At 36.7% G+C, this 22,995-nt stretch carries 24 protein-coding genes; 21 read left to right on the forward strand and 3 right to left on the reverse strand.

The features are described 5' to 3' along the window. Positions 1-72 precede the first annotated feature (72 nt). The 3 genes from HF964_RS08175 to HF964_RS08185 are packed head-to-tail and all read left to right on the forward strand — an operon-like array spanning position 73 to position 3,770. On the forward strand, positions 73-561 hold the full coding sequence (locus tag HF964_RS08175) for a PTS sugar transporter subunit IIA (protein WP_168722562.1): 489 nt from the start codon (positions 73-75) through the stop codon (positions 559-561). Positions 562-575: 14 nt separating this feature from the next. Then, positions 576-2,087 (forward strand): PTS transporter subunit EIIC, encoded by a 1,512-nt coding sequence (locus tag HF964_RS08180; protein WP_168722563.1) that lies wholly within the window; start codon positions 576-578, stop codon positions 2,085-2,087. Between the two features lie 27 nt (positions 2,088-2,114). Further along, positions 2,115-3,770 (forward strand): alpha,alpha-phosphotrehalase, encoded by a 1,656-nt coding sequence (locus tag HF964_RS08185; RefSeq protein ID WP_168722564.1) that lies wholly within the window; start codon positions 2,115-2,117, stop codon positions 3,768-3,770. Positions 3,771-3,834: 64 nt separating this feature from the next. On the opposite strand, the gene treR is transcribed toward HF964_RS08185, so the two are convergent. Further along, entirely contained in the window at positions 3,835-4,557 is a 723-nt protein-coding gene (gene treR, locus HF964_RS08190; protein WP_168722565.1) for a trehalose operon repressor, read from the reverse strand. A 328-nt stretch (positions 4,558-4,885) separates the two neighbouring features. On the opposite strand from treR, the gene HF964_RS08195 reads away from it, so the two are divergent. The 9 genes from HF964_RS08195 to HF964_RS08235 all read left to right on the forward strand — a co-directional run bounded on the left by HF964_RS08195 (position 4,886) and on the right by HF964_RS08235 (position 13,121). Beyond that, positions 4,886-6,493: an alpha-amylase family glycosyl hydrolase gene (locus tag HF964_RS08195; protein WP_168722566.1), complete on the forward strand. Its 1,608-nt coding sequence runs from the start codon at positions 4,886-4,888 to the stop codon at positions 6,491-6,493. Positions 6,494-6,612: 119 nt separating this feature from the next. After that, on the forward strand, positions 6,613-7,167 hold the full coding sequence (locus HF964_RS08200; protein WP_168722567.1) for a TetR/AcrR family transcriptional regulator: 555 nt from the start codon (positions 6,613-6,615) through the stop codon (positions 7,165-7,167). Between the two features lie 12 nt (positions 7,168-7,179). Then, entirely contained in the window at positions 7,180-8,235 is a 1,056-nt protein-coding gene (locus HF964_RS08205; RefSeq protein ID WP_168722568.1) for an ABC transporter permease, read from the forward strand. A 3-nt stretch (positions 8,236-8,238) separates the two neighbouring features. Further along, positions 8,239-8,922 carry an ABC transporter ATP-binding protein gene (locus HF964_RS08210; RefSeq protein WP_168722569.1) on the forward strand — a complete coding sequence of 228 codons (684 nt, stop codon included), beginning with the start codon at positions 8,239-8,241 and terminating at the stop codon, positions 8,920-8,922. A 96-nt stretch (positions 8,923-9,018) separates the two neighbouring features. Next, positions 9,019-9,753, forward strand: coding sequence for a hypothetical protein (locus HF964_RS08215; protein ID WP_168722570.1), 735 nt, complete (start codon positions 9,019-9,021; stop codon positions 9,751-9,753). Then, positions 9,732-10,466, forward strand: a complete 735-nt coding sequence (locus tag HF964_RS08220) for a hypothetical protein (RefSeq protein ID WP_168722571.1) — start codon at positions 9,732-9,734, stop codon at positions 10,464-10,466. Before HF964_RS08215 ends, HF964_RS08220 begins: the two co-directional genes overlap by 22 nt. A gap of 158 nt (positions 10,467-10,624) precedes the next feature. Next, positions 10,625-11,299 carry a WxL domain-containing protein gene (locus tag HF964_RS08225; RefSeq protein WP_168722572.1) on the forward strand — a complete coding sequence of 225 codons (675 nt, stop codon included), beginning with the start codon at positions 10,625-10,627 and terminating at the stop codon, positions 11,297-11,299. 18 nt (positions 11,300-11,317) lie between these two features. Next, positions 11,318-12,397 carry a WxLIP family cell surface protein gene (locus HF964_RS08230; protein ID WP_168722573.1) on the forward strand — a complete coding sequence of 360 codons (1,080 nt, stop codon included), beginning with the start codon at positions 11,318-11,320 and terminating at the stop codon, positions 12,395-12,397. 100 nt (positions 12,398-12,497) lie between these two features. Further along, entirely contained in the window at positions 12,498-13,121 is a 624-nt protein-coding gene (locus HF964_RS08235; RefSeq protein WP_168722574.1) for an NAD(P)H-binding protein, read from the forward strand. A gap of 216 nt (positions 13,122-13,337) precedes the next feature. Here HF964_RS08235 and HF964_RS08240 read toward each other — a convergent pair whose 3' ends face one another. After that, a complete protein-coding gene (locus tag HF964_RS08240; RefSeq protein ID WP_168722575.1) occupies positions 13,338-14,339 on the reverse strand; it encodes an FUSC family protein in 1,002 nt (333 codons plus the stop codon). 162 nt (positions 14,340-14,501) lie between these two features. Then, positions 14,502-15,854, reverse strand: coding sequence for a sugar porter family MFS transporter (locus HF964_RS08245; protein ID WP_168722576.1), 1,353 nt, complete (start codon positions 15,852-15,854; stop codon positions 14,502-14,504). A gap of 529 nt (positions 15,855-16,383) precedes the next feature. Between HF964_RS08245 and HF964_RS08250 the strand changes: the two genes are divergently transcribed. The 9 genes from HF964_RS08250 to HF964_RS08290 all read left to right on the forward strand — a co-directional run. Beyond that, entirely contained in the window at positions 16,384-16,695 is a 312-nt protein-coding gene (locus HF964_RS08250; RefSeq protein ID WP_168722577.1) for a helix-turn-helix domain-containing protein, read from the forward strand. A 259-nt stretch (positions 16,696-16,954) separates the two neighbouring features. Next, positions 16,955-17,377 (forward strand): WxL domain-containing protein, encoded by a 423-nt coding sequence (locus HF964_RS08255; protein WP_338091100.1) that lies wholly within the window; start codon positions 16,955-16,957, stop codon positions 17,375-17,377. Between the two features lie 82 nt (positions 17,378-17,459). Next, positions 17,460-17,654, forward strand: coding sequence for a hypothetical protein (locus HF964_RS08260; protein WP_168722578.1), 195 nt, complete (start codon positions 17,460-17,462; stop codon positions 17,652-17,654). Between the two features lie 15 nt (positions 17,655-17,669). Beyond that, the gene (locus HF964_RS08265) at positions 17,670-18,521 is read left to right on the forward strand and encodes a DUF3324 domain-containing protein (RefSeq protein ID WP_338091101.1); all 852 of its coding nucleotides are present in this window, start codon (positions 17,670-17,672) and stop codon (positions 18,519-18,521) included. A 77-nt stretch (positions 18,522-18,598) separates the two neighbouring features. After that, positions 18,599-19,252, forward strand: coding sequence for a hypothetical protein (locus HF964_RS08270; RefSeq protein ID WP_168722580.1), 654 nt, complete (start codon positions 18,599-18,601; stop codon positions 19,250-19,252). A gap of 21 nt (positions 19,253-19,273) precedes the next feature. Beyond that, complete coding sequence (locus tag HF964_RS08275) at positions 19,274-20,137, forward strand: hypothetical protein (RefSeq protein ID WP_168722581.1); 864 nt, start codon at positions 19,274-19,276, stop codon at positions 20,135-20,137. Positions 20,138-20,317: 180 nt separating this feature from the next. Then, entirely contained in the window at positions 20,318-20,782 is a 465-nt protein-coding gene (locus tag HF964_RS08280) for a DUF916 domain-containing protein (protein ID WP_168722582.1), read from the forward strand. 54 nt (positions 20,783-20,836) lie between these two features. Then, entirely contained in the window at positions 20,837-21,280 is a 444-nt protein-coding gene (locus HF964_RS08285) for a WxL protein host-binding domain-containing protein (protein ID WP_338091103.1), read from the forward strand. 298 nt (positions 21,281-21,578) lie between these two features. Then, on the forward strand, positions 21,579-22,995 hold a 1,417-nt coding region (locus tag HF964_RS08290), incomplete at its 3' end, for a GH25 family lysozyme (RefSeq protein WP_276508948.1).

Here is a 22,995-nt window from a genome sequence, read left to right on the forward strand (position 1 = left end):
GAAAATGATGTTATATTAAGTATATAAAAGTTGTACGTACAAGTTATTTGAAATTATTTAGGAGAAATTATTATGTTTGGAATTGGAAAGAAAAAAGCACCTTTGATTGAAGATACTAAGTTATATGCTCCATTAGATGGTGAAACAATTGAATTATCATCAGTTTCAGATCCTGTATTTGCTAAAAAAATGATGGGGGAAGGGTTTGCTATTACTCCAACAGGAAGTCAAGTGGTTGCTCCGGTTGCTGCCGAAGTTACAATGATTGAAGGTCACGCGATTGGCTTAAAACGTGCGGATGGATTAGAAGTTTTAGTTCATTTAGGTCTTGATACGGTAACCTTAAATGGTGTGCCCTTCACGTCATTAGTTAAAGCTGGTGATATTGTTACAGGTGGGACACCGTTAGTAACGGTTGATTGGGCAGCTGTTCAAGCAGCTGGCTTAGAAACAACGACAATGATTATTTTTACTAATACCAATGACAAGTTAGCTGATTTTGATATTAAATATCAAACGGTAACGGCCGGTGAAGAAATTGGGCATGCAAACGTTAAATAAAAGGGGAATGGCTGATGGCAGATTACAAAGATCTTGCAAGTAACATTATTGAAAATGTTGGTGGTGCTAGCAATGTGGATAAAGTTATCCACTGTATCACACGGTTACGCTTTTACTTAAAGGATGAAAAGAAAGCTAACGATGCAGCCTTTGAAGATATGGCTGGGGTGGCTGGTTCACTTTATAATAAAGGTTTAGGCCAATATCAAGTTGTGATTGGCCCCGCTGTGGCTGATGTATACGATGAAGTGATTGCTCAATTAGGTGATCGCGTAGTCGATACGGAAGCAACCGAAGCTACGACTTCTGAAACTGAAGGTGATAACGGTGGTAACAAGCCAACAAATATTTTTGGCTGGATTGCCTATGGTTTTAAAGTGTTGATTGGAACGATTACTGGTTCAATGATTCCAGTCATTGGTTTGTTAGCTGCTGGTGGGATGTTAAATGGGTTCTTGACGATTTTGTCAGATCCTAAATTACTTGGTTGGGTATCACCAACCTCAACAACCTTTACCTTGGTTCAATCAATGGCGATGGCACCATTCTATTTCTTACCAGTGTTAGTTGGTTTCACAGCTGCTCAACACATGAAATCAGACCCATTAACAGTAGCTGCTATTGGAGCCTTGCTTATTAAGCCTGAAGTAGTTGCAATCGCTACTGGTAAAGCAACTGCGCATTTCTTAGGGATGCCTATTAATGCAACATTCTTTGGACTACCAATTACAGTGCCTAACTATGCGTACACGATTTTCCCAATTATCTTTGCCGCTTGGTTAGCACGTCCAGTAGGTAACTTCTTCAAAAAGCACTTACCAGTAGCAATTCGCTCAATTTTCCAACCACTATTTACGATTTTCATCGTAGGTTCTGTTGTCCTTGTTATTATGGGACCAGTGATTACCTTGCTTTCATCAGGAATTTCAGTGGCTGTCAACGCGTTGATTAACTGGAACTACGCACTATCAGGTTTAATTATTGGTGGCTTGTACCAAGTATTAGTTATCTTTGGATTACACTGGATGGTGGTACCATTAATTGCTAATGAAATTGCCCAACAAGGTCAATCACCATTGAATGCTTTAGTTAACTTCACCATGATTGCCCAAGGTGCCGGTGCACTTGCCGTCTTCTTCAAAACTAAGAATGCAAACCTTAAAGGGCTTGCCGGTGCTGGTACTTTATCAGCCTTTGCTGGTATCACCGAACCTGCCATGTATGGGATAAACTTGAAATACGGTAAAGTCTTTTGGACAGCCAACATTGGTGGGGCTGTTGGTGGTTTAATTGCTGGTCTTTTCCACTTACACATGTACGGCTTTACTGGTTCACTTGTTGGTTTTCCATCATTTGCTTCGTCAAAAGATAACCCTCATAACTTATTAATCTTTGTAATAGCATCGATTGCCACAATCGTGGTTGGTTTCTTATGCACTTACTTCTTTGGTTTTAGTGACAAAGATCTTGATAAGAAGACTAAAACTGTGGCTAAGAAAAATGTCTTTAAAGATGCTGTTCAATAAATTATACGGTATAAGGAGAATTAGAATATGCTAGATTTAACTAAACAAGTAGTCTATCAAATTTATCCCAAATCATTTAAAGATTCAAATGGTGATGGAATTGGTGATTTACCCGGAATTATTGAGAAGTTACCTTACTTAGCAAAGCTAGGAGTTGATTTTATCTGGCTAAATCCAATCTATCCATCTCCCCAAAATGATAATGGGTACGACATCAGTGATTACTGTGCTATCGATCCAGTATTTGGAACAATGGCTGATTTTGAAGCACTAATTACGAAAGCAGCGGCTTTAAACATTCAAGTCATGCTTGATATGGTCTTTAACCACGTTTCAACGGATCATACATGGTTTCAAAAGGCACTAGCGGGTGATAAGCAATACCAAGATTACTTCTTATTGCGTGAACGGCATGCTGATGGTAGTCATCCCAATCACTGGCAGTCAAAGTTTGGTGGTTCAGCTTGGGCACCATTTGGTGATACTAAATTTGATTTCTTACACTTGTATGACCCAACGCAAGCCGATTTAAACTGGCGGAATCCAGCCGTGGTTGCTGAACTCAAACATGTTTTGGATTTCTGGTTAGCTAAAGGGGTGCGTGGCTTCCGTTTTGACGTAATTAATGTGATTGGTAAGGATCCAGAATTACTCGATGCACCAGCTGGTACTAATGAAAAATTAATGTACACGGATAAGCCCATTGTGCACGATTATATTCGTGAATTGAATGAAGCCACCTTTGGGAAGTATGCAAATGTGATCACAGTTGGTGAATTGAGTTCAACCACGATTGAGAATGCCAATTTATATACTCGACCTGACCGCCATGAATTATCAATGTCATTTAGCTTCCATCACCTAAAAGTCGATTACGAAAATGGTGAAAAATGGACTAAAATTCCATATGATTTTGCAGCTTTACGGAATTTACTCCATGAATGGGGAACCGGTATGGCAATGGGTGAGGGAATGCCAGCTTGGTTTTGGAATAACCACGATCAACCTCGGGGGTTAAATCGCTTTATTTTAAATTCTAAATTTTACGATGAAGGGGCCCGCTTACTTGCGATGGTTATACACTTAAATCGCGGGATACCATATATCTATATGGGTGAAGAAATTGGCATGCGTGATCCTGAATTTACAAGCATTGACCAATACAACGATATCGAAGCGCATAATGCTTATCAAATGTTATTGGATCAAGGCAAAATATCTGCGGAAGCCTTTGCAATTGTGAAGGCCAAAGCTCGTGATAATGCCCGCACCCCAATGCAATGGGATGCATCAAGTCACGCAGGATTTACTACGGGTACACCTTGGTTAGGACTAGCTGAGTATACGGATGTCAACGTAGCAACAGAATTAGCTAAACACGATAACTTATATGCGTTTTATCAAAAATTAATTCAACTACGGAAAACTGAAGCGGTAATTGCTGATGGTGGCTATACGGCTGCATATACAGACGTGCCGGAAGTCTTTGCCTTTGTTCGTGAATTAAACGGCCAAAAATTATTAATGGTGGCACACTTTGGTGAAGCACCAACGCAAATTAATCTCGGTGAATTTGCAGATGGTGAACTAGTAATTAGTAGTTATGCAGATACAACTGTTACAACTGTTACAACTGATTATCAATTACGCCCATACGAAGCATTAGCTTTGAAAATAAATTAAATAGTAAATAAAAAATCACATCAGAAAATAGTTTCTTTTGTGATTTTTTGATATACCGAATATTTTAATAACTTTGCCGCCGCGCAAATTCTTCAAATTTAAACTGATCTGGCCGATGTTTGCTTAAAGTATGTTGAAATAGGGTTGTATCAGCTAAATATGAGCTGCTTTCAACTTGAATCACACGATTCTCTTCTTTGGGTAAATCAGGCATTAATTCGCGGTCTTGTGAAGACAACCGCGGACAGGTAATTTGCTTTTCTGAATAGCCAATTTGTAAATTTAATTCATTTTCAATGTAAGCATACAATGATTGACTAGCAATTGTGCTGGTCAATCCTGGAATTAGGCCAACGTCTAAATAATCAATGTCAATAATGCTTGTTAAACCATTGATAATTCGGACCCGTACAATGTGGTATACCGCACTATCTAATGTAAATCCGGTTAATTTATGGAGTTGTTCATCAACTGAGATGATTTCAAATTTTTTAACCACGGTTTGGGTGTCTAAATTTTGGATTTTTTTAATTTCTTGGTAGCTGGTAAGACCATTTAGAGGAAAAGTTCGTAATTTATGTTGTAAGACTTGTGAACCACGCCCGCGTTGTTTTTGGATATAACCTTCTGCTTCAAGTGCTAATAATGCTTTACGGATAGTATCTCGTGAACAACTATGATCACTAGCTAAAGCTGTTTCACTTGGTAGAAAACTTTCAGCTGGATACTTTTCAGTCAAAATAGCATTTTTTAACTCTTGATAAATTTGTTTATAAAGTTCAGCCATCATAACCTCCAATTTACGTTTTTAAATATATATTAGTATAACCTATGTTGCTAGTTATGCGGGTATAGGAATTAATTTTGAACTGAATTACGTTTAGCAAAAGTAAAAATTATTAAGATAATCTCTCATGACCATGCGGCTATGGTATCATTAATCATGTAGATATTGTTAACATTAAATGAAAGTTAACTTAAGCTGACTAGTTTTGATTTGAAGTTAGGATTAATAACCTAAACATCTATGATAGTCTAGCTTGACCAAGTATTTAAAATATCTAGTTAAAAATCACTGTTTGCGATTAGAGCAAAATAGTCAAAGGAATTGAACTATGGAAAAAGCAGTTGAAAAAGTAACCTATGAAATTTATTTAAAATCTTTTTATGATAGTAACAATGACGGGATTGGTGATTTAGTTGGAATCACAACTAAGCTAAATTATTTGGCCCGACTCGGTGTCGATGCAATAATGATTGATGGACTATTAGTGGACCCACAACAAGATGTGAATGCTAGCAGTAGTTTTTATGAAATTAATCCAGTATATGGCACCTTAGCTGATTTTGATCAATTGGTAACGCGTGCGCATCAATTAGATATTGAGGTAGGAATTAAATTCTCAATCAATCATACTGCACTTACGCATCCATGGTTTCAAAGGGCACAAGCTGGGGATATTAAGTATCAGAATTATTATTTGATTTGCCCACAAAATCAAGTAACTGGCGCCCATCATCATTGGCTACCATTAGGTACTACACAGCAAGCATATTTGCATGTTGGCAACGTTGGTGAAGCAGATTTAAATTGGCGTAATCCGGACGTGATTACAGAATTTAAACAAATTTTTGAATTCTGGATTGAACACCAAGTAAGTATCTTTCAGTTACAAGATGTTGAATTAATTGGCAAAGATATGCAATTAAATTCACCAACAAGAATAGCTGACCTAAGTACGTTACGGCAGCAGTTAGTTGTTGAATATTTAGACTTACTTGATAATGAAGTCTTTCAACGCTTTCCACAAGTCTTAGTAATTATCGAACAATTGACGCATGCTAGCGCACGGACAAGTTTTAAAAAAATTTGGGCTAAACCTAATTTTGTGACTTACTCGGATACTCATTTGTTAGTTGATTATCAAAAAGATGATCGGTGGACGTTGGTACCATATGATTTTGAAGACTTACGGCATGTTATTCACAGTGGTGGTGTTGCGCATCAAGCTGTTTTACGCCAGTCAGTCTTATTTTGGGATAATCCGGAACAATCACGGGCTTTAAATCGCTTTATTTTACAACCGGAATACTATAAGGATGGAGCCAAGCTATTGGGCATGATTCTATTAGCTGGTCAAGGGGTACCTATGATATACATGGGTGAAGAGATTGGCATGGAAGATCCAAGCTACACTCATATCGGTCAATACCGTGACCTAGAAACCCAAGAAGCATACGCTAATCTTTTAGTAAAAGGCTATACTGCTGAGCGTGCTTTTGCAGTCGTGCATAATCGGAGTAGCGATAACACGCGAATCCCAATGCAGTGGGAAGCCAGTGAATTTGGGGGCTTTTCAAATGTTGAACCGTGGTTGACACCTGGTGAATATGAACAAACTAATGTTAGTTATGAGATTGAAAAAGATGATAGTGTCTTTACATTTTATCGTAATATGATTGCTTTACGAAAACAATCACGCAGTCTTCAATATGGTGAATATCAGCCAGCTTATGAACAAACACCGGAATTATTTGCTTTTATTCGCCACTATGGTAACGAAAATTTACTCATTTTAGCACATTTTGGTAGCGAAGATGCCACAATTGAATTGCCAGCGGATACTGATGATTGTGAAGTACTTTTAAGCAATTACTTTACAACAGAATTAACACAAAAATATCGCTTACGACCATATGAAGCATTAATCATAAAATATTAAAATTATAAATCCACTAAATAATTATTATTTTGGTGGATTTTTTATTTGCATTATTTTTTATCACGTGATAAAGTTTTATCAGTTGATAAAGTTTATCACACGATAAAGAAAGGAGTGCTATGACTAATAAAGATGTGCGACAAGCTATTTTGATGACGGCAACTATATACTTTATGCGAGATGGTTATAATAAGACATCCACTAGGCAAATTGCTGATCAATTGGGAATTAAGCAACCTGTGATATATTATTATTTCAAAAATAAAGTCAATTTATACCGTGAAGTATTAACGAATTATTCACAAGAAATTGGCGAACATCTTGGAGTAATTGCCCATAAAGATAGCTCGGTTGAGGAGCGTTTAATTGCGATGAGTTTATACCTTGTTAATGAATCGCATATCAACCTTGGGCAAATGATGCATGATGCGATGGAGGTTTTTGGTAATGAAGATCATGCCGAAATGTTTCAAATGTGGCATCATAGTTATTTTGCACCATTCGAAGGGGTTTTTGATCAAGTTGAAAATGTCCGGGCCGATATTTCTTTAACTAATATTTCTCGCCATTTTCTACGTATTTTAACGGCCTATTTAGGTGATAGTCATATGCCTACTTCAGATCAAGAGATTATTGAAACTGTACAAATATTTATGCGCGGCATTAGCGCTTAGGAGGAAGAGAGCATGTTTTTAGCAATCAAAGAAATCAAACATGAAAAACTGCGATATGCATTAATTACGGGGATGATTATGCTAGTAAGTTACTTAGTATTCATCTTGTCAGGGTTATCATCTGGATTACAAACATTAAACAGTGCTGCCATTGATACATGGGGGGCCAATGCGATTGTCTTAAATAAAGATGCACAATTGAGTTTGCCACAATCAGTTGTTAACGGACCAGATGTTAAGCGGGCCACAGATGCTGGTGGTGCTAAATTAGTTCAATTCGGTAGCTTAGTTAAAGATACCGCTGGCCATAAAGAATCAGTTCAAGTTGTCGGAATTGATCAAAAAGAATTTATTTATAAAGGCTTAAAGGTTGAAAATGGGACAACATTTAAGGCTGATAATCAAGTTGTAGTTTCAGATAATCTAAAAGTTGATGGTTTCAAGCTAGGTGATACAATTAAGTTTGCTAATACTAATATTTCTGCTAAAATTGTTGGCTTTACTAAGAATGCAAACTTAAATATTGCCCCTGTTATCTACACAAGTATTGCCAATGCCCAAAAAATTACAGAACGGCCAGGGGTTGTTAATGGGGTGGTCTTTAAAGATGCGAAGCCCAATGTAAGTGATTTACGCACTAGTAAGGTCTATGCAATTAATGATTTTATTAATGCGTTGCCAGGAAATAGTGCTCAAACAATGACCTTTAACTTTATGATAGGTTTCTTATTGGTTATTATCTTAATTGTAATCACAATCTTTTTATACATCTTAACGATTCAAAAATTACCTAACTTTGGAGTTCTTAAAGCCCAGGGAGTGGCAACTAAGTACCTAGTTAAGAACACATTATTCCAGTCATTTTTAATCGCGATAATTGGTGTAGGTATTGCAGTAATTTTAACTACAATTACGGCTTTAGTTTTACCAGCGCAAGTACCGATTTTCATCTCAGCAAGTTACGTTGCAGTAACGGCAATCTTAATTGTTGTTATGTCACTTTTAGGATCACTAATTCCAATTCGTGAAATTGTCAAAGTTGATCCATACACAATGATTGGAGGCTAACCAATGGCTAACTTAGAATTAAAGAATGTTTCAAAAGTATATGGGGCAGGGGTTAGTCAATTAACCGCCCTTAATAAAGTTAATTTTTCTGCTCATGAAGGTGAAACGGTTTTGATTGTTGGACCATCTGGTTCAGGTAAGACGACGTTTCTAACAATTGCTGGTGGATTACAAACACCATCAACCGGAGAAGTGTTGATTAATGGGAGTGGGTATTCATCAACTAACAAAAATGAACAAAGTGCTTTGCGGTTAAATAAAATCGGCTTTGTATTACAAGCATACAACTTGGTACCGTTTTTAACGGTAGCGGAACAATTTGAACTCGTTGATAAAGTAAAACAAAACAACATGTCAACTGAACGTTTCGAGGATGTGTTGGATACATTAGGTATCAAAGATTTATTGGCCAAATATCCAAAAGAATTATCTGGTGGGCAACGTCAACGAGTGGCCATTGCCCGCGCCTTGTATGCCGATCCTGAATATATTCTTGCCGATGAACCAACGGCAGCCTTAGATACCAATCGCTCCCTAGAAGTTATGAGCTTGTTCAATCAATTAGCGCACAAGTACCAAAAAGCAGTTATTGTTGTGACACATGACCAACGTTTAGAAGAAAAAGCGGATAAAGTTTACCAAATTATTGATGGTGAAATGAGTTTATTAAAGGACCAAACTGAATAAAATTAATAAAGACCGTATTATTGTGATGATAATACGGTCTTTATTATGCTAAAATAAAATTTATATTTAATAGAAAAAATTAAAGAAGGTGGATGAATGGTAAAGCGAATTGGATTTTTATTAGTACTTATAAGTATAACTGTGTTGGTACCAACAAATGTCCTAGCATCAAAAAATCCAGCAGATAAAGGTTTTGAACCGTATGAATCTGCTGAAAGTATTAATAATGAAAAGTGCCCATATCAAACACTTACGCTTAAAAACCAAAATGTGAAAAATATAACTAATGATCTATTGCAGTCTGCACCATCAAATTTTTTTGGTAATAAAATAAATCAAGATTTTACGAAAGATGCAAACAGTACATTTAAATTTTCAACATATGAGCTTAACATGCCATTTGTTAGGATTGGGCCAGGAAATCTTGGAAACGTTTTATCACCGAAAACGTTATATAAAATGGGTGAAGGTGATAAATATCCAGGTAAGATAACGGTTAATAATGCTAATTTTAATGAAAAAATTGTAGGCTCAGATGCAGAGAGCTGGCCAGTTGCAATGTTTCAGAAGCAAAATGGTCGAAAAACAGTATATGTAAATGCAATGAATATTTTTAATTCAGATGGTGATTTGTATCAAGGTAATAGCATTTTTGAAAGTCGAAATGATACTAATTCTGAAGAATATAGCATCTATGTTAAAGATTCAGGAATCACTCAATCTGAAATATTCGAAGATTTTGATTATTATAGAGTCTTTCAGGTACATTTTGGAACTGTAACGGCTATTGATTCAAGATACTTTGTAACATGCAAGGAACCGTACCATTAGTTCAATATAAATTAAGACCATATATTGCTCCACTTTCAAAAAATGAAAGTGATGATACAATCATTTCTGGTAAAGCGTTTCAGAAAGGTGATAAAATCCAAATTTATATCAATGGAAATGAAATTTATGATTTACAAAATCAAGCCGATGAATTAGGGGAAAAAGCAAAGACAACATTTGCGAGCCGTCGGGATGGAACTTGGAAATTCAATATTGGTAAAACAAAGGCAAATGATACGATTAAAGTAGTTGAAAGCAATGATTATGTTGATTTATCAATCCCGGTTGAAATTAAAGATGACAAGCAAACAACGATTAATCCAAGTAATAATCAACCGCCAAAGCTACCAACGCCGCCCACAATTGCAAGTATTGGTGCGTTAGATTTTGGTACAATTCCCTTACAAGCTAATCCGATAGTACATAAAACATTTCAAAATTGGACAATGAAAATTAATAATCAAGATAAACAACCTTGGCATGTAACTGCTCAAACTAATAATAATCAAGATTTTGCAGTTATGTATAACAGCATTTCTTTAACTAATAATCCAAAACGTATTGCAAGTAGTAGTAATGGAGAAAATAATCTAATCAAAACAAGTGGATTTAGTATTGAATTTGATTTACGTAATCTAAAATACAATCAAATGTATTCAAAACAAGTTAAATTAACGTTAGTAACTGGTCCGCAATGGATATTTATTAATTAATTAATACGATATTTGATAAATAAAATATTGAGCAATGTTAATAAAAAATTGCTTTTTTTGTTCCGCTATAATATTATTAATAAAGTTTTGAATATACATAACTATTTCATGTTATTTATATAAAAATTTAATGATTAAAATACAAAAGGAAGATAATAATGTTTAAGAAATATACAAAAATTATATTAGTGTTTATGTTGGTGATGGGAATCGGTTCAATGCGAGTGGCCGCGGATGAACAGACGGATGGTAGTACGGATGCTACTTTTAAAATCAGTGGTGCAGGAAAGCTGCCAAGTGGACCAGTTGATCCGGATCATCCCAACGAATGGAAAAATCCAGAAAAAGGAAATTCATTTGCATTAATGAATGTGCCAAGTACAATTGATTTTGGCATAGGGAAAATTGTTGCTGGGACCCAAAAGTTAACTTCAACTACTATAAATGGAAATGGAAGTTCTGCTGCTGGTTCAGCAATTCAAGTCGGAGATTTACGTGCAGATAATCCTGGTTGGAGCTTAGGCGCGAAATTGAATAGTGAAGATGTGAACAATATTATCATTACCTTAAAAAATACTGACGTTAAAAATAGTTTTGGAAACAAGGTTACGCTTGGAGAGAATCCTATCACTACAAATAGTGATGTAAATATCTTAAGTGCTGCAAAAAATAGTGGATTAGGTATCACAACTGTTAAGCTAACAAATAATAACTTTAGTCTCACGTTACCAGCAGGTCAGTCAAAACCAACTGAAAAGGGGCAAATAACTATTAAATGGACATTAAGTGCAAATCCAAATCCAAGTGTTACAAACATGGAATCTGTAAATTAATAACTAGGATCAAACAAAATGAAAATTATCAATACTTGGCCGCTTAAAATAACCGCGTTACTATTTTTACTAGTTCTTAGCAACATGGCTCCGGTTAAAGCAGACCAACAAGCGCCAATGGGGGATTTTTCAGTTAAGGCAGTGCCAGCTGAAAAGCAGATCGATAAGAATACGTACTATTTTAATCTTAATGTTAGCAAACCACTCGAACAAACTTTAAAAGTTGTAATTACTAATAACAGTAATCACAAAATTAAGATTCAACAAAACCTGTATAACGCAACGACGGGGGATAGCGGTAATGTTGTCTACGGTGAAAATAAAAATGTCAAACATAATGATCCGACTTTACGCTTTCCATTAAAGACAATCGTTAGCCTTACTACACCAAAAGTTATTGAAGTTGCTGCTCATAGCTCAGCGACGGCTACTGCGAAGATGCAAGCAAAGTTACCGGCTGATTTTGCCGGGATGATTCTTGGTGGTTGGGAATTTGTGAATATCACAGCACCAAGTGACACTAGTGCAAGTAAACAAAGTGGCGTCAGTGTGGCTAGTCAATATGCATACAATATTGCTATTGCGATGGTCAAAGACCGTTATGTGACGCCAACAATGCAGTTGGGCACGATTAAACCTGGCGCGCATAATTATAAACGCGCGTTATTAGTCAATTTACAAAATACTTCAGCTAATTTAATTGGTGGTTTAGCGGTTAACGCAACTGTTACGCACCAAGGTTCGAGTAAAGCCATTTTAACGCAAAATGATAAAGGTTTTAGTCTAGCCCCTAATTCAAATTTCAATTATGGGCTGATGTATGCGGGTAAAGATTTAGTGCCGGGTAAGTATCATTTACGGTTACATGCCCAAAGTGGCCAATTCAAATGGGATTTTGACCGTGATTTTACCATAACAGCAAGCGATGTACGGCAAGCTAACAAGGCGGCATTGTATGATGCCAAACCAGGTCTAGCTTGGTGGATTATTGTACTAATAAGTAGCTTGGTTATCGTTATTTTGGCGTTAATTATTTTGATTATCGTGATCTTACGTAAGAAAAAACCGGTAGATGAATCAAGTAAGTCAGTTGAATAATAAAACAGATAGACTACCTACATTTTAGGTGGCCTATTTTTGACATTACGACACTAAAAGCGTAATGTATAAGTATTAATCGAAATAAAGGGGATTTGTAATGAAAAAGATTGTTATTTTAGGTGCTAATGGTAACATTGCTCGATTTGTAAGTGCTGATTTAGCTCAAACTGGTGATTTTGAACTGATTAAGACAAGTCGACACGCTAATACCGATGTTGAAGCATTAGATGTGCTTGATCAAGCAGCGGTAACAGCATTTTTACAAGCCCATGGTGGCGCTGATGAAATTGATGCAGTCTACGCTAATTTAGGAGTTCATGGCCAACAAGTAGCGGCCACAAAGAGTGTTGTTAATGCGATGCAAGCCGCTGGGGTTAACCGTCTCTACTGGGTAGCAACTGCAGGAATCTATGGCGAATTCTCAGCAGCAACTCGTGAAAAGTGGATTGATGTGTTAGGTGATCCAAGCGCCCCAACAACATATTTTGGTGAACAAGCAGCATCCGCTCAAGTTATTGAAGCTAGCTCACTTGATTACACATTAATTCGACCAAGTGCTTTAACAGATGATGCTGGTAAGCAAGCAATTTATGAACAAACTGATCATGAATTAATTCTTGGTGGTCCTATTAGCCGGAAAACGGTTGCTGAATGGATTGTAAATGCAATCCAAGCGCCCCGAGACTTTAGCCGGGCATCAGTAGCATTATCAACTAAATAGTAGAACCGTTGTCTAACAACAGACAGCTAAATATGCTATAAAATACAATGGGGTAGTGACATAATTCCTTTTGTGTGCTAAATTGCTGTTAAAAGGTGTTGCAGAAGTCCTATATATTCAAAATACGACAGAACCCCCGTGAAGATTTTTTCTTCACGGGGGTTCTTAGTGTATTTCTCGATATTGCCCAATTTCTGTCACAACTCTATTTTCACTTTAATTAAGCTCGTAATCTTTCAAATTCAACGTTTTTTGCTTCTTCATTAAGTGATCAAAGTACAGAATTCCTAATAAGCCAATCGTTGTCCCAACAACAATCGCTAGCAATCGGAATTCAATCAATGAATTACTGATGTTGGGGAGGGCTAATTTGAATAATATTAATGCAATCGGTGTCGTAAAGAAATTCCCAAGCATATAATTACGATTAATTGTTAAGCAAATGATTCCGAGTAAGATAATCGCAATAACGGCAAGGACAATTGGATTGCCAATTACTTCATACACTCCCCAAGCAAATAAACACCCAACAATTGCTGCCACGACATAATCGAATTGCCGTTTACGGGCATGGACAAAGTTTTCACCTTGAAGTACTGAAATAGCGCCGACTAAGAACCAGTAGTAGTTAGGTAAGTGGAAGCTGTAACCAACAAAGTAGGCAATAAAGGCAAAAATAGCATAAACTAAACTTTTAACGGCAATTTGTAAATTATCCGTTTCAAAAGTTAAATCAAGTTTAAAACTCAGTGGTTGGCCCATTAATTTAGGTTCGATAATACTAAAAATAAATGATAAAACAGCTCCGATAACTGCATATACCGCTAACATTAACGTAAAGTGCATGGGAAAGCGGTGTAACGTGGCTAACATTCCATTAATCATCATTAAAAAGAACGCACCGGGGCCAATAAATTTACCACTAGTCAAGGTGTATTGAATTAAGTAAGCTAATAAACCAATCCAGAGGACACTAATCCAAGGTACACTAGCCGTTAGGGCACTAATTGGGAAACTAATTATTGAAATACCGGTCACTAAAACCATTTGCGTAAAAGTACGTTCACGATTAACTGGTACATAGTACATAAAAATTAATGATCCAAAGGCGCCCATGACACCTAACCAATAATTGTGCATGACCATCCCAATAACTAAGGGAATCGCAATGTTGAGCATCCCAAAACCGGCATGCGCGAGACTTGCTTTTGAAAACATAAAACTCCTCCGAAAAAATCAAATTTTAACATCCTAACATATTTTTAATTGGCAGGGCAAGTTAATTGACCGTAATTTTGTAATATACTAGTAAAATTCCGATTTCTTAAGAAAAACACAAAAAAAACCAACGCCCGGAGACATTGGTTTTCAAAAGATATATTAGTTATTGTGACGCATTTCAAGTTCAATTTCTTCCAATGACTTACCACGTGTTTCAGGCACGAGGTATTTAACGAAGAAGATTGAGATGAAGGCAAAGATACCAAAGACCCCGAAAGGACCACCCACGTTGTTGTGGAAGACAGCAAGCAATACCAAGAAGAATTGCGAAACGATGAAGTTACCAATCCAGTTAGCAGCAGAACCGATTGATGAACCAACTCCACGAACTGCAAGTGGGAAGATTTCACCGATAAGTAACCAAGCAATTGGACCCCATGAAATGGCGAAACCAAAGATGTAAGTAGCGATAAGTAACATCGTAGGGATGGCAGCAGTTTTAACATCAACTGTGTAGTTAAGAATTGCTAAAACAGCAAGTGAAACAGTCATCACGATTGAACCAAAAGTAAGAAGTGATTTACGGTTGTATGAATCCATAATCATGGTTGCAAGAATTGTAACTACAAAGTTAACAATCCCGATACCAATTGAAATCCAGATGGCGTTTGAAGCGTCAAAACCAAAACCTTTAATGAAAACTTGAGGCAAGAAGTAGATAACTGAGTTAATTCCAACTAATTGTTGTAAGAACATGATACCAACGGCAACGATAACAGCTGGACGAGCAAAAGTGAAAAGTTCTTTTAAGCCACCTTTTGGTTGGTTTAAGATTTCACGCATTTCTTCTAATTCAATGTTAACATCTTCACCGTGCTTAGCGCGAAGGTGAGTAAGGACAGCTTTAGCTTCATCTTCCTTACCATGGGCCATTAAGTAACGTGGTGATTCAGGTAATAATAAACCACCAATGAATAATGCAAGGGCAGGGATCAAGGCTGAGCCAAGCATCCAACGCCAGTCAGTGATGCCAAGTAAGTTACGTCCAAGGAAACCAAGGTTAGAAACATATGCAAGTAAAATTCCTAAAGTAATCATCAATTGGAATAAAGTACCAAGTGATCCTCGGAACTTAGCTGGTGCAAGTTCGGCAAGGTAAGCCGGTGTTAAAGCTGAAGCGGCCCCAACTGCTAAACCAAGAATGATCCGTGCAACAACCATCATAGCAAAGCCAGTGGCAGCAGCAGTTAAGATTGAACCAGCTACGAAGAATAAAGCAGCGATGATAAGCAGCTTTTTACGACCGAACTTGTCCGCCAAACCACCAATTGAAAGAGCACCGGCAGTAGAACCAATCAACACTGATGAAGTGATGAAACCAGTTTCAGCAACTGATAAGTGGAATGAGTTTTCAATAAGTGGTGAAGCACCAGAAATAATACCTGTATCAAAACCGAATAATAGACCACCAAGGGCCCCAAAAATAAAAATAAAAATTACGTTAATCTTCATAATCTCACAATCTATAATCTAAAATATTTATCTGTATTTTGAAAGCGTTTTTTTGTAAACGCTTTCTTTCAACGTCATTTATCATATCAAGGTTAAATTAATTGTGCAATAGGGTTATTTTATGTTAATGAAAGCCTTTTCATGAGGATTGTTGATATTGCTAATTTTTGGTATATACAATTCAAAATAAAAAAATTGGAAAAAATTTTAGTTATCTAAAAAATTACTATTTAAAGCTGATTATAAATCATAAAAAGTATTGTATATTTTCATTTTGGCTTAAATGAACTGACGATCCTTAGGAGGCTAATTTGAAGTAAGTGACTAGTACTAGCTAGCCGTGAATAAGAAAGTTGGATAACTTAGTAATTTTATTCACAAATTTTAATTAAATAAGCTGTTAAGGATAAATATGAGCCTTGATTTTAACCAATAATGAGTTATACTTATTGTGAATTATAGAACAATAAGTATAAGTATTGATATTAAACTAATTAGTATTTAAGTCAAAAGATAATGAGGTGAGTCTATGTTAGCCAATATTGCTGTTAATTTAAAAAATCTTCGTGTATCCAAAGATCTATCGCAACGTCAATTAGCTGAAATGCTAAGTATTAATCCATCAGCTATTTCGGCCTGGGAATCCGGGCGGAATTTACCTAAATATGACCACATTGAAAAACTCGCCGCTATTTATGAGATTGATGTTAACCGGTTATTTGGGGATGATATTATTCAAATCGGTGATATTTGTGCGATATATAAGCAATTAAGTACGGTAAAGAAGGAGCAACTCTTTATTTTTGCTAAGAAGTTGTTAGCGGGTAAAAACCCCGATTAATAGCAGTTTGTTGTTTTAAAGCAAATTGTTATGTAAAGATAAATGCGTGTATTATAATTACTATATGCAACATATAATTTAATATTCATAACTATTTGTTATAGAAATATACAAAAATATTTTGTAAAATTCATTATATTGTGCTATATTACTATTTGAATAAAGTTATGGCTTTAATTAAAGTGTTAGCTTTAGTAAATTAATAGATAACATCAGGGGGGATTTAGGAAATATTTCAAATTCTATTCACCCAAATTCAATAGCTGGACGTAATTTCCACTATGTACAAATAGATGATAATCGACCTATAGTAAATAGATTATCTGCTGGTTGGCGATTTAGTGCAAGTGCAACCCAATTTACATTAAACGGTACATCTGGTGCTAAAACGTTGTTAACATTAGGTGTACCTGATATTTTTAATAGTAACGATACTAAGCCGGATGATAAAAGTCCGAATGGAGAATTTATTGCTGTAACATCACCGACACAGTTGACTTCAAATCCAACAATATTAGTTAGAGCAAACCAAGGCTTTGGTTATGGAATTACATCTATTAACTTTCCGGACAATACTACAATATTAACCTTACTAGATAATGTTGCAAGTATTGTTCAACCAGGGGACACCTACAAATCAACTATCACATGGACAGTACAACAAGCACAATCAAACCAATAGTTAACATAAAAAAGACTGGACTTTAATCAATGAGCCAGTCTTTTTTACTAATAACTAATCAACATCTATACTAGGAGCTATCATGGCAACCATTCAAAAAAAGCACTTTCAAAAAATATTTTGGGCATTTCTATGCGCTACCATCTTCACATTCGTATTTACTAATCATTCAGTATCAGCTACTAATCCCACGGGACCCGCATATTATATTCAAGTCCTCCCAACTGAGAATCAACTCAATCAAAATAATGCTTATTTTGAATTAAACGTTGGGTAACATTTTGCGCAAAAGATTCAAGTTAAGGTTTTTAACCAAAGCAAGCAACCATTAACCTTACAACAACAAATTATTACGGCCTATACAACTAATTCCGGTAACATCGGTTATGAACCAACGGAAAAACCGATTACTTTTGATAAGACATTCCGGTTTAAGTTGACCGATTTTGTGACGCTTTTGTCACCTGAAAAATTTACCATTAAGCCGAACTCATCAGTCGTTGTAACTGCACAAATTAAGAGTGATTTGCCTAAAGAATTCAATGGTGAAGTGTTGGGATCATGGTATTTTGTGCAAAAAACCAATGGAACCCACAAGATTCAACAAGGGGTGGCGATTAAAAATAACTATGCCTACGTGACCAGTATTGGTCTGCAAAAAGGACCTAAAGTTCTCGGTGATTTGAAGTTACCAAAGGCGCGGGCCACCGTTAATAACAATGTTTTAGGAGTCGGGGTGACACTACAAAATCCCAATCCTGGTATTTTAGCTAATTTAACTACGGCAACTAAGATTTATCGCTTAAAGGGGAATAAGCAAATTTTGGCCACCAATCAAGCAATGGCGCCCAACTCAAATTTTGAAGAATTTATCCCCGCTGGTAAGCAAAATTTAACCCCTGGTAAATACCGGGCGGTCGTTGATGGGATTTCAGGAATGCAAAAATGGCATTTAACCCGTGATTTTGAGATCACAGCTACTGATACTAAGAAACTAAATCAACAAATTGTGGTTTATAAAAAGCCACTACCAGGGGCCTGGATTATCATCTCAAGTATCTTAGTGTTGGTAATCTTGGTATTACTATGGGTGATTTTTAAACGCCGGAGAAAAGATGACAATGATGGTATATCTGAAAATTAACATAAATGGTGTAAAGGGGCCGTTATGAAAAAATAATTAAACACAGTTTAGGAGCGCTAATTATAGCTGCTGGGGTAGTGCTAGGTGGTGTAAGTGTCAAAGCTGATGCTGTTGCGGCACCAGCACCAACGCCTGAATTTGCATCCATATCGATAGGTGTACCTAGCAATACTAATATTTTACAAAAAGTCCCATTATATCCAGGAAAGACGAATCCATCTAATAGCCAGCAACCAACTAGTGTCATGTTGTCGACACCAAGCCAAATACCAAATCCACTACCGTCAGATTTTGGGCTTACTTTTGGAACAGTATACGCAAATTATGTGCGTAATGGTAAGATAACGCCGCTAACAACGCAAATTCTTTTTCCAATAAGTAAGCAAGCTACTTTGAAGTTTCCAACACTTAATCCACTACAACCATTAAATCAATCGGCAACATTTACTGCGGGCGGTTATCCAGGCAGTACAGTTGGTGATACAATTTTTGATTTATTTCAGTCACAAACCGACGCACCACTAGGGGGATTAAAATACACCCGCGTTGGTAGTAACTTGCAATTGGATGGAAAGACTGTGCCGAAGCCGCCTACTAACTTGCCTAGTGAATTTAGTGGTAAACAATATAAAAATAATATAACACATGGTCAGCCAACAGTATCAATTGGTGATTACTTTGTAGTTGACACACATTTCAAAAATCAAGGTGGCAATGTAGTTACTGAATAAAGTGGAAAACCTGGAGATAAAGTGAATACGCCAAATATTAACGTAAATGGTCTACGGACAAAGCCGACAGCAAATGGTTACCCTAAAGGATTAAATCTAAATCTCACGAATGAAAATTTAGTCCTAGCAACAGATTTTGTTTATCAAAGGCCTGATAATAGTGATAAATATCCTGATTTATACTATGTTAAACCGCAAGCCACATTATCACTGGATGTCAAAGACCTGAAACCAACAGTTAATTCTCGTACCTGGAATAGTGATGGCAGTTATACGATTACGGGGTCCCTAGCACAAAAGGGAGACACCATTACAGCCAATTTAAATGGTGGCACATTTACGCCACAAACAGATAGCAATACTGGAAATTGGACGTTAACGATTCCAACTGCGACCGCAACGAATACCGTTACATTTACCGAAAGTGATAGTAATTTAGTTGCAGCAAATTCAGGGGCAACCAATGATCCAGCGGGGACGGCGATAGCGGAAATCGGACCCAAACCGTTGGCATTTCATACTAATGACGGTACGTGGCAACCAATCAAATTTTATCAGGCCGATGGAACCAACAGTAATATTCCAAAAGATAATCAAACATTTGATTTAGGTAAGGTACAGAAAAATTACGTTTATGGTAGTACTTGGAATGCATTCCTTGATAACTATACCGCGGGGAAAAATTTTTCTATTACAGCAACTTCAGCTGGCTTAACATTAGCCGGTCACCAGACAGTCCCCCTTTACTACACAAATGGTAACTACAGTAATACTAACCCAAGTAATAATAAAAATTTTTTACAGTTATTAACAAATAATACGCCAACCAAAATTATGTCATGGAATGACGCAACGGTTAACCTCACCCTTAGTAATACGCCATAGGTATTGCCTATTTATTGGGAAATCCGGATTGTGCATCTTTAAGTTAGTTTAGTAACCGTAATTTGAAGCTATATGCCTTAAAATAAATACAATCGTATAAAACCTATCATTTCAAAATGTGAATTGATAGGTTTTTATTATATAATTAAATTATTATAAATAAATCTGAGTGAGTGAAATATGTTAAAACAAAAATTAATTCATACTAGTCTATATCTAGCTATATTATGTAGTATTTTCTGGGCCATCCCCGTCCATGCTGAGATCAACCAAGGTGCCAGTTATGCCGTCGCTCCGCAGTTAACGGCTACCCAAGTCAATCCACAAGTTAGCTATTTTGACATTAAGGTCATCCCCGGTAAACCACAAACTATTAGTAGTGTCATTAGTAACTCAGGCTCGCAACCAATCTATGTGCGCCAGCAATTCAATAATGCCTATACGAGTACTAATGGTGGGATTGCCTATGTAACTGGGAATAAAGCGCCACAAGCTGACCCGAGCTTACAATATCCGTTAAATAAGTTGGTGACGATTAACGGGCCGGCCGTCGTAATGATTCCCGCTCATAATTCTAAGACTGTGACAGCGCGTGTACATGCCAAGATTGACCAAAATTTTAACGGCATAATTCTGGGTGGCTAGTATTTTGAAAACGTTGATCAACATGGTAAGGCATTAGTCAGTAATCAACCAGGGATTAACTTCACATATTCATATTTAACTGGGGTGGAGTTAGAAGTGGGCCATGCCGTTAAACCACGCTTAGCCCTGGATAAAGTCACGTATCACAAGAATATTAATACCGGTGATCCGAACTTAGCTGTTAAGCTCGTCAATTCCCAAGCCGCAATTTTGCGTAATGCTAAGCTTAATGTGACGATTACTAAGGATAAAAAAGAGTTTGCTAAGCACACTTATACCGGGATAACTTTGGCTCCCAATTCCAATGTGGCTTACGAGTTAACGGGCTTAAAAGCTTTAACACCTGGTAAATACACCGTGACAATTGAGGGGACTAACGGCCAACAAAAAGTTACCACCCAACAAGTGGTTACCTTAGCCAAGCAAACGCAAACTAAAGATTTACATGCTACGGTGAAACCAACGTCAACGATAAATCAACCGCGGTATCTTGGTTAGAAAATTGCTGTAGGTGTTTTAGCAATAATTATTGTGATGTTATTTTGGATATTAAAAAAACGGTTATAATAATTTAAGAAACAAAGTCTGTTAAAAGGCGACTAGATGTTAAAATAACCCGATTGGAATTTTTAAGCCCAGTCGGGTTATTTGTTGTTTATATATGCAGATGTTTTTGTAAGACAAATGAAATAATTAATTAGCTAAAAGTTTAGTAAAATTAAAAGGTACGATTAATATTTAAAATAATTTAAATAAAATAAAAATCGAAACAATCGTGCAAAATATGGAGGATGGTATGAAGAAGGGAACACTGATAGTTGGGATTGCAGTTTTGCTGACAACCACTATAGGGACACCGCTAAGTGCAGCACATGTTAATGCAGCACGGACAGGAGTTGATTGGTCACTAAATAACGGTCAAGGTGCTTATTTAGGTTATGGTTCAAATAATGATGCCTTTATGATTTCACAAGTTGGTGGAGTTGTTGGTTGGAATAGTAATGGGACACCTCGGATGTATGAACAATCATCATATCAACCACAAGTGGCTAGTGCCTTAGCACGAGGTAAAGCGGCGCATACATATATTTGGTTCCAAGTTGGTGGTGATACTCGCTTAGGTGACTTAGCAGTACAGCATTTTTTATCAGAAGTTACGACTCCTAAGGGTTCAATCGTTGCAATTGATTATGAACAAGGTGCAAGTAGAAATGTAATTGCTAACACAGCGACGGTTATTTCAGCAATGAATTTAATTAAAGCAGCAGGATACACACCAATGCTTTACAGTGGTGCAAATTACTTTAAAAATTATCTTGATGTTAATGCGGTAGTACAAAAATTTGGCTTTACTTTATGGGATGCTGATTATCCATTAAATGGCTCAGTATATCGGCCACCAATGTGGTATATTACGGGTCAAGACTCACCATATCCTGGCTTTCAAATGCCATATATCCCAGGTCTAGCAATCTGGCAATTTACCTCATCATATGGTGGTAATAGTCTTGATGGTAACGTTGATTTGACTGGAATTACTAACAACGGTTATGGTCAAAATACGATTGCAAATTATAATAATACGCCTCTTATTGGAACAGCCACAACTACTGGTTATGCTAATATTCGCCAATATACGAATACGTATGCAGATATTATAGGTAGTTTAAGTGGTAATCAAACCGTTAATATCACCGCGCAAATTACTAATGGTCAACCTGTTGGTGGGAATGCTAATTGGTATCAAATCGATAATGGTGGCTGGGTATCAGGAACACTACTAACTAATATTAGTGCTGTTCCTGCCGCTGGCGGATCTGCTGGGGTATCATCAGCACGTGATCAATTACAACAAACAATTATCAGCGGCTTACCATATGCAGCAAGTGATTACAGTGTTGATTCATTTGCCGCATTACAACAAGCAATGAATGCAGGCCGCAAGGTCCGTGACAATGCTAATTCAACAGTGGAACAGTTAAACGCTGCGATGAATGATATTCAAGCTGCAATTACACAATTAGCAGCACCATCAGTAGCAGATACAGCTGCCGCACGTGATCAATTACAACAAACAATTATCAGTGGCTTACCATATGCAGCAAGTGATTACAGTGTTGATTCATTTGCCGCATTACAACAAGCAATGAATGCAGGCCGCAAGGTCCGTGACAATGCTAATTCAACAGTGGAACAGTTAAACGCTGCGATGA

Origin of the sequence: Periweissella fabalis (assembly GCF_012396505.1) — a bacterium.
Classification (GTDB): Bacteria; Bacillota; Bacilli; order Lactobacillales; family Lactobacillaceae; genus Periweissella; species Periweissella fabalis.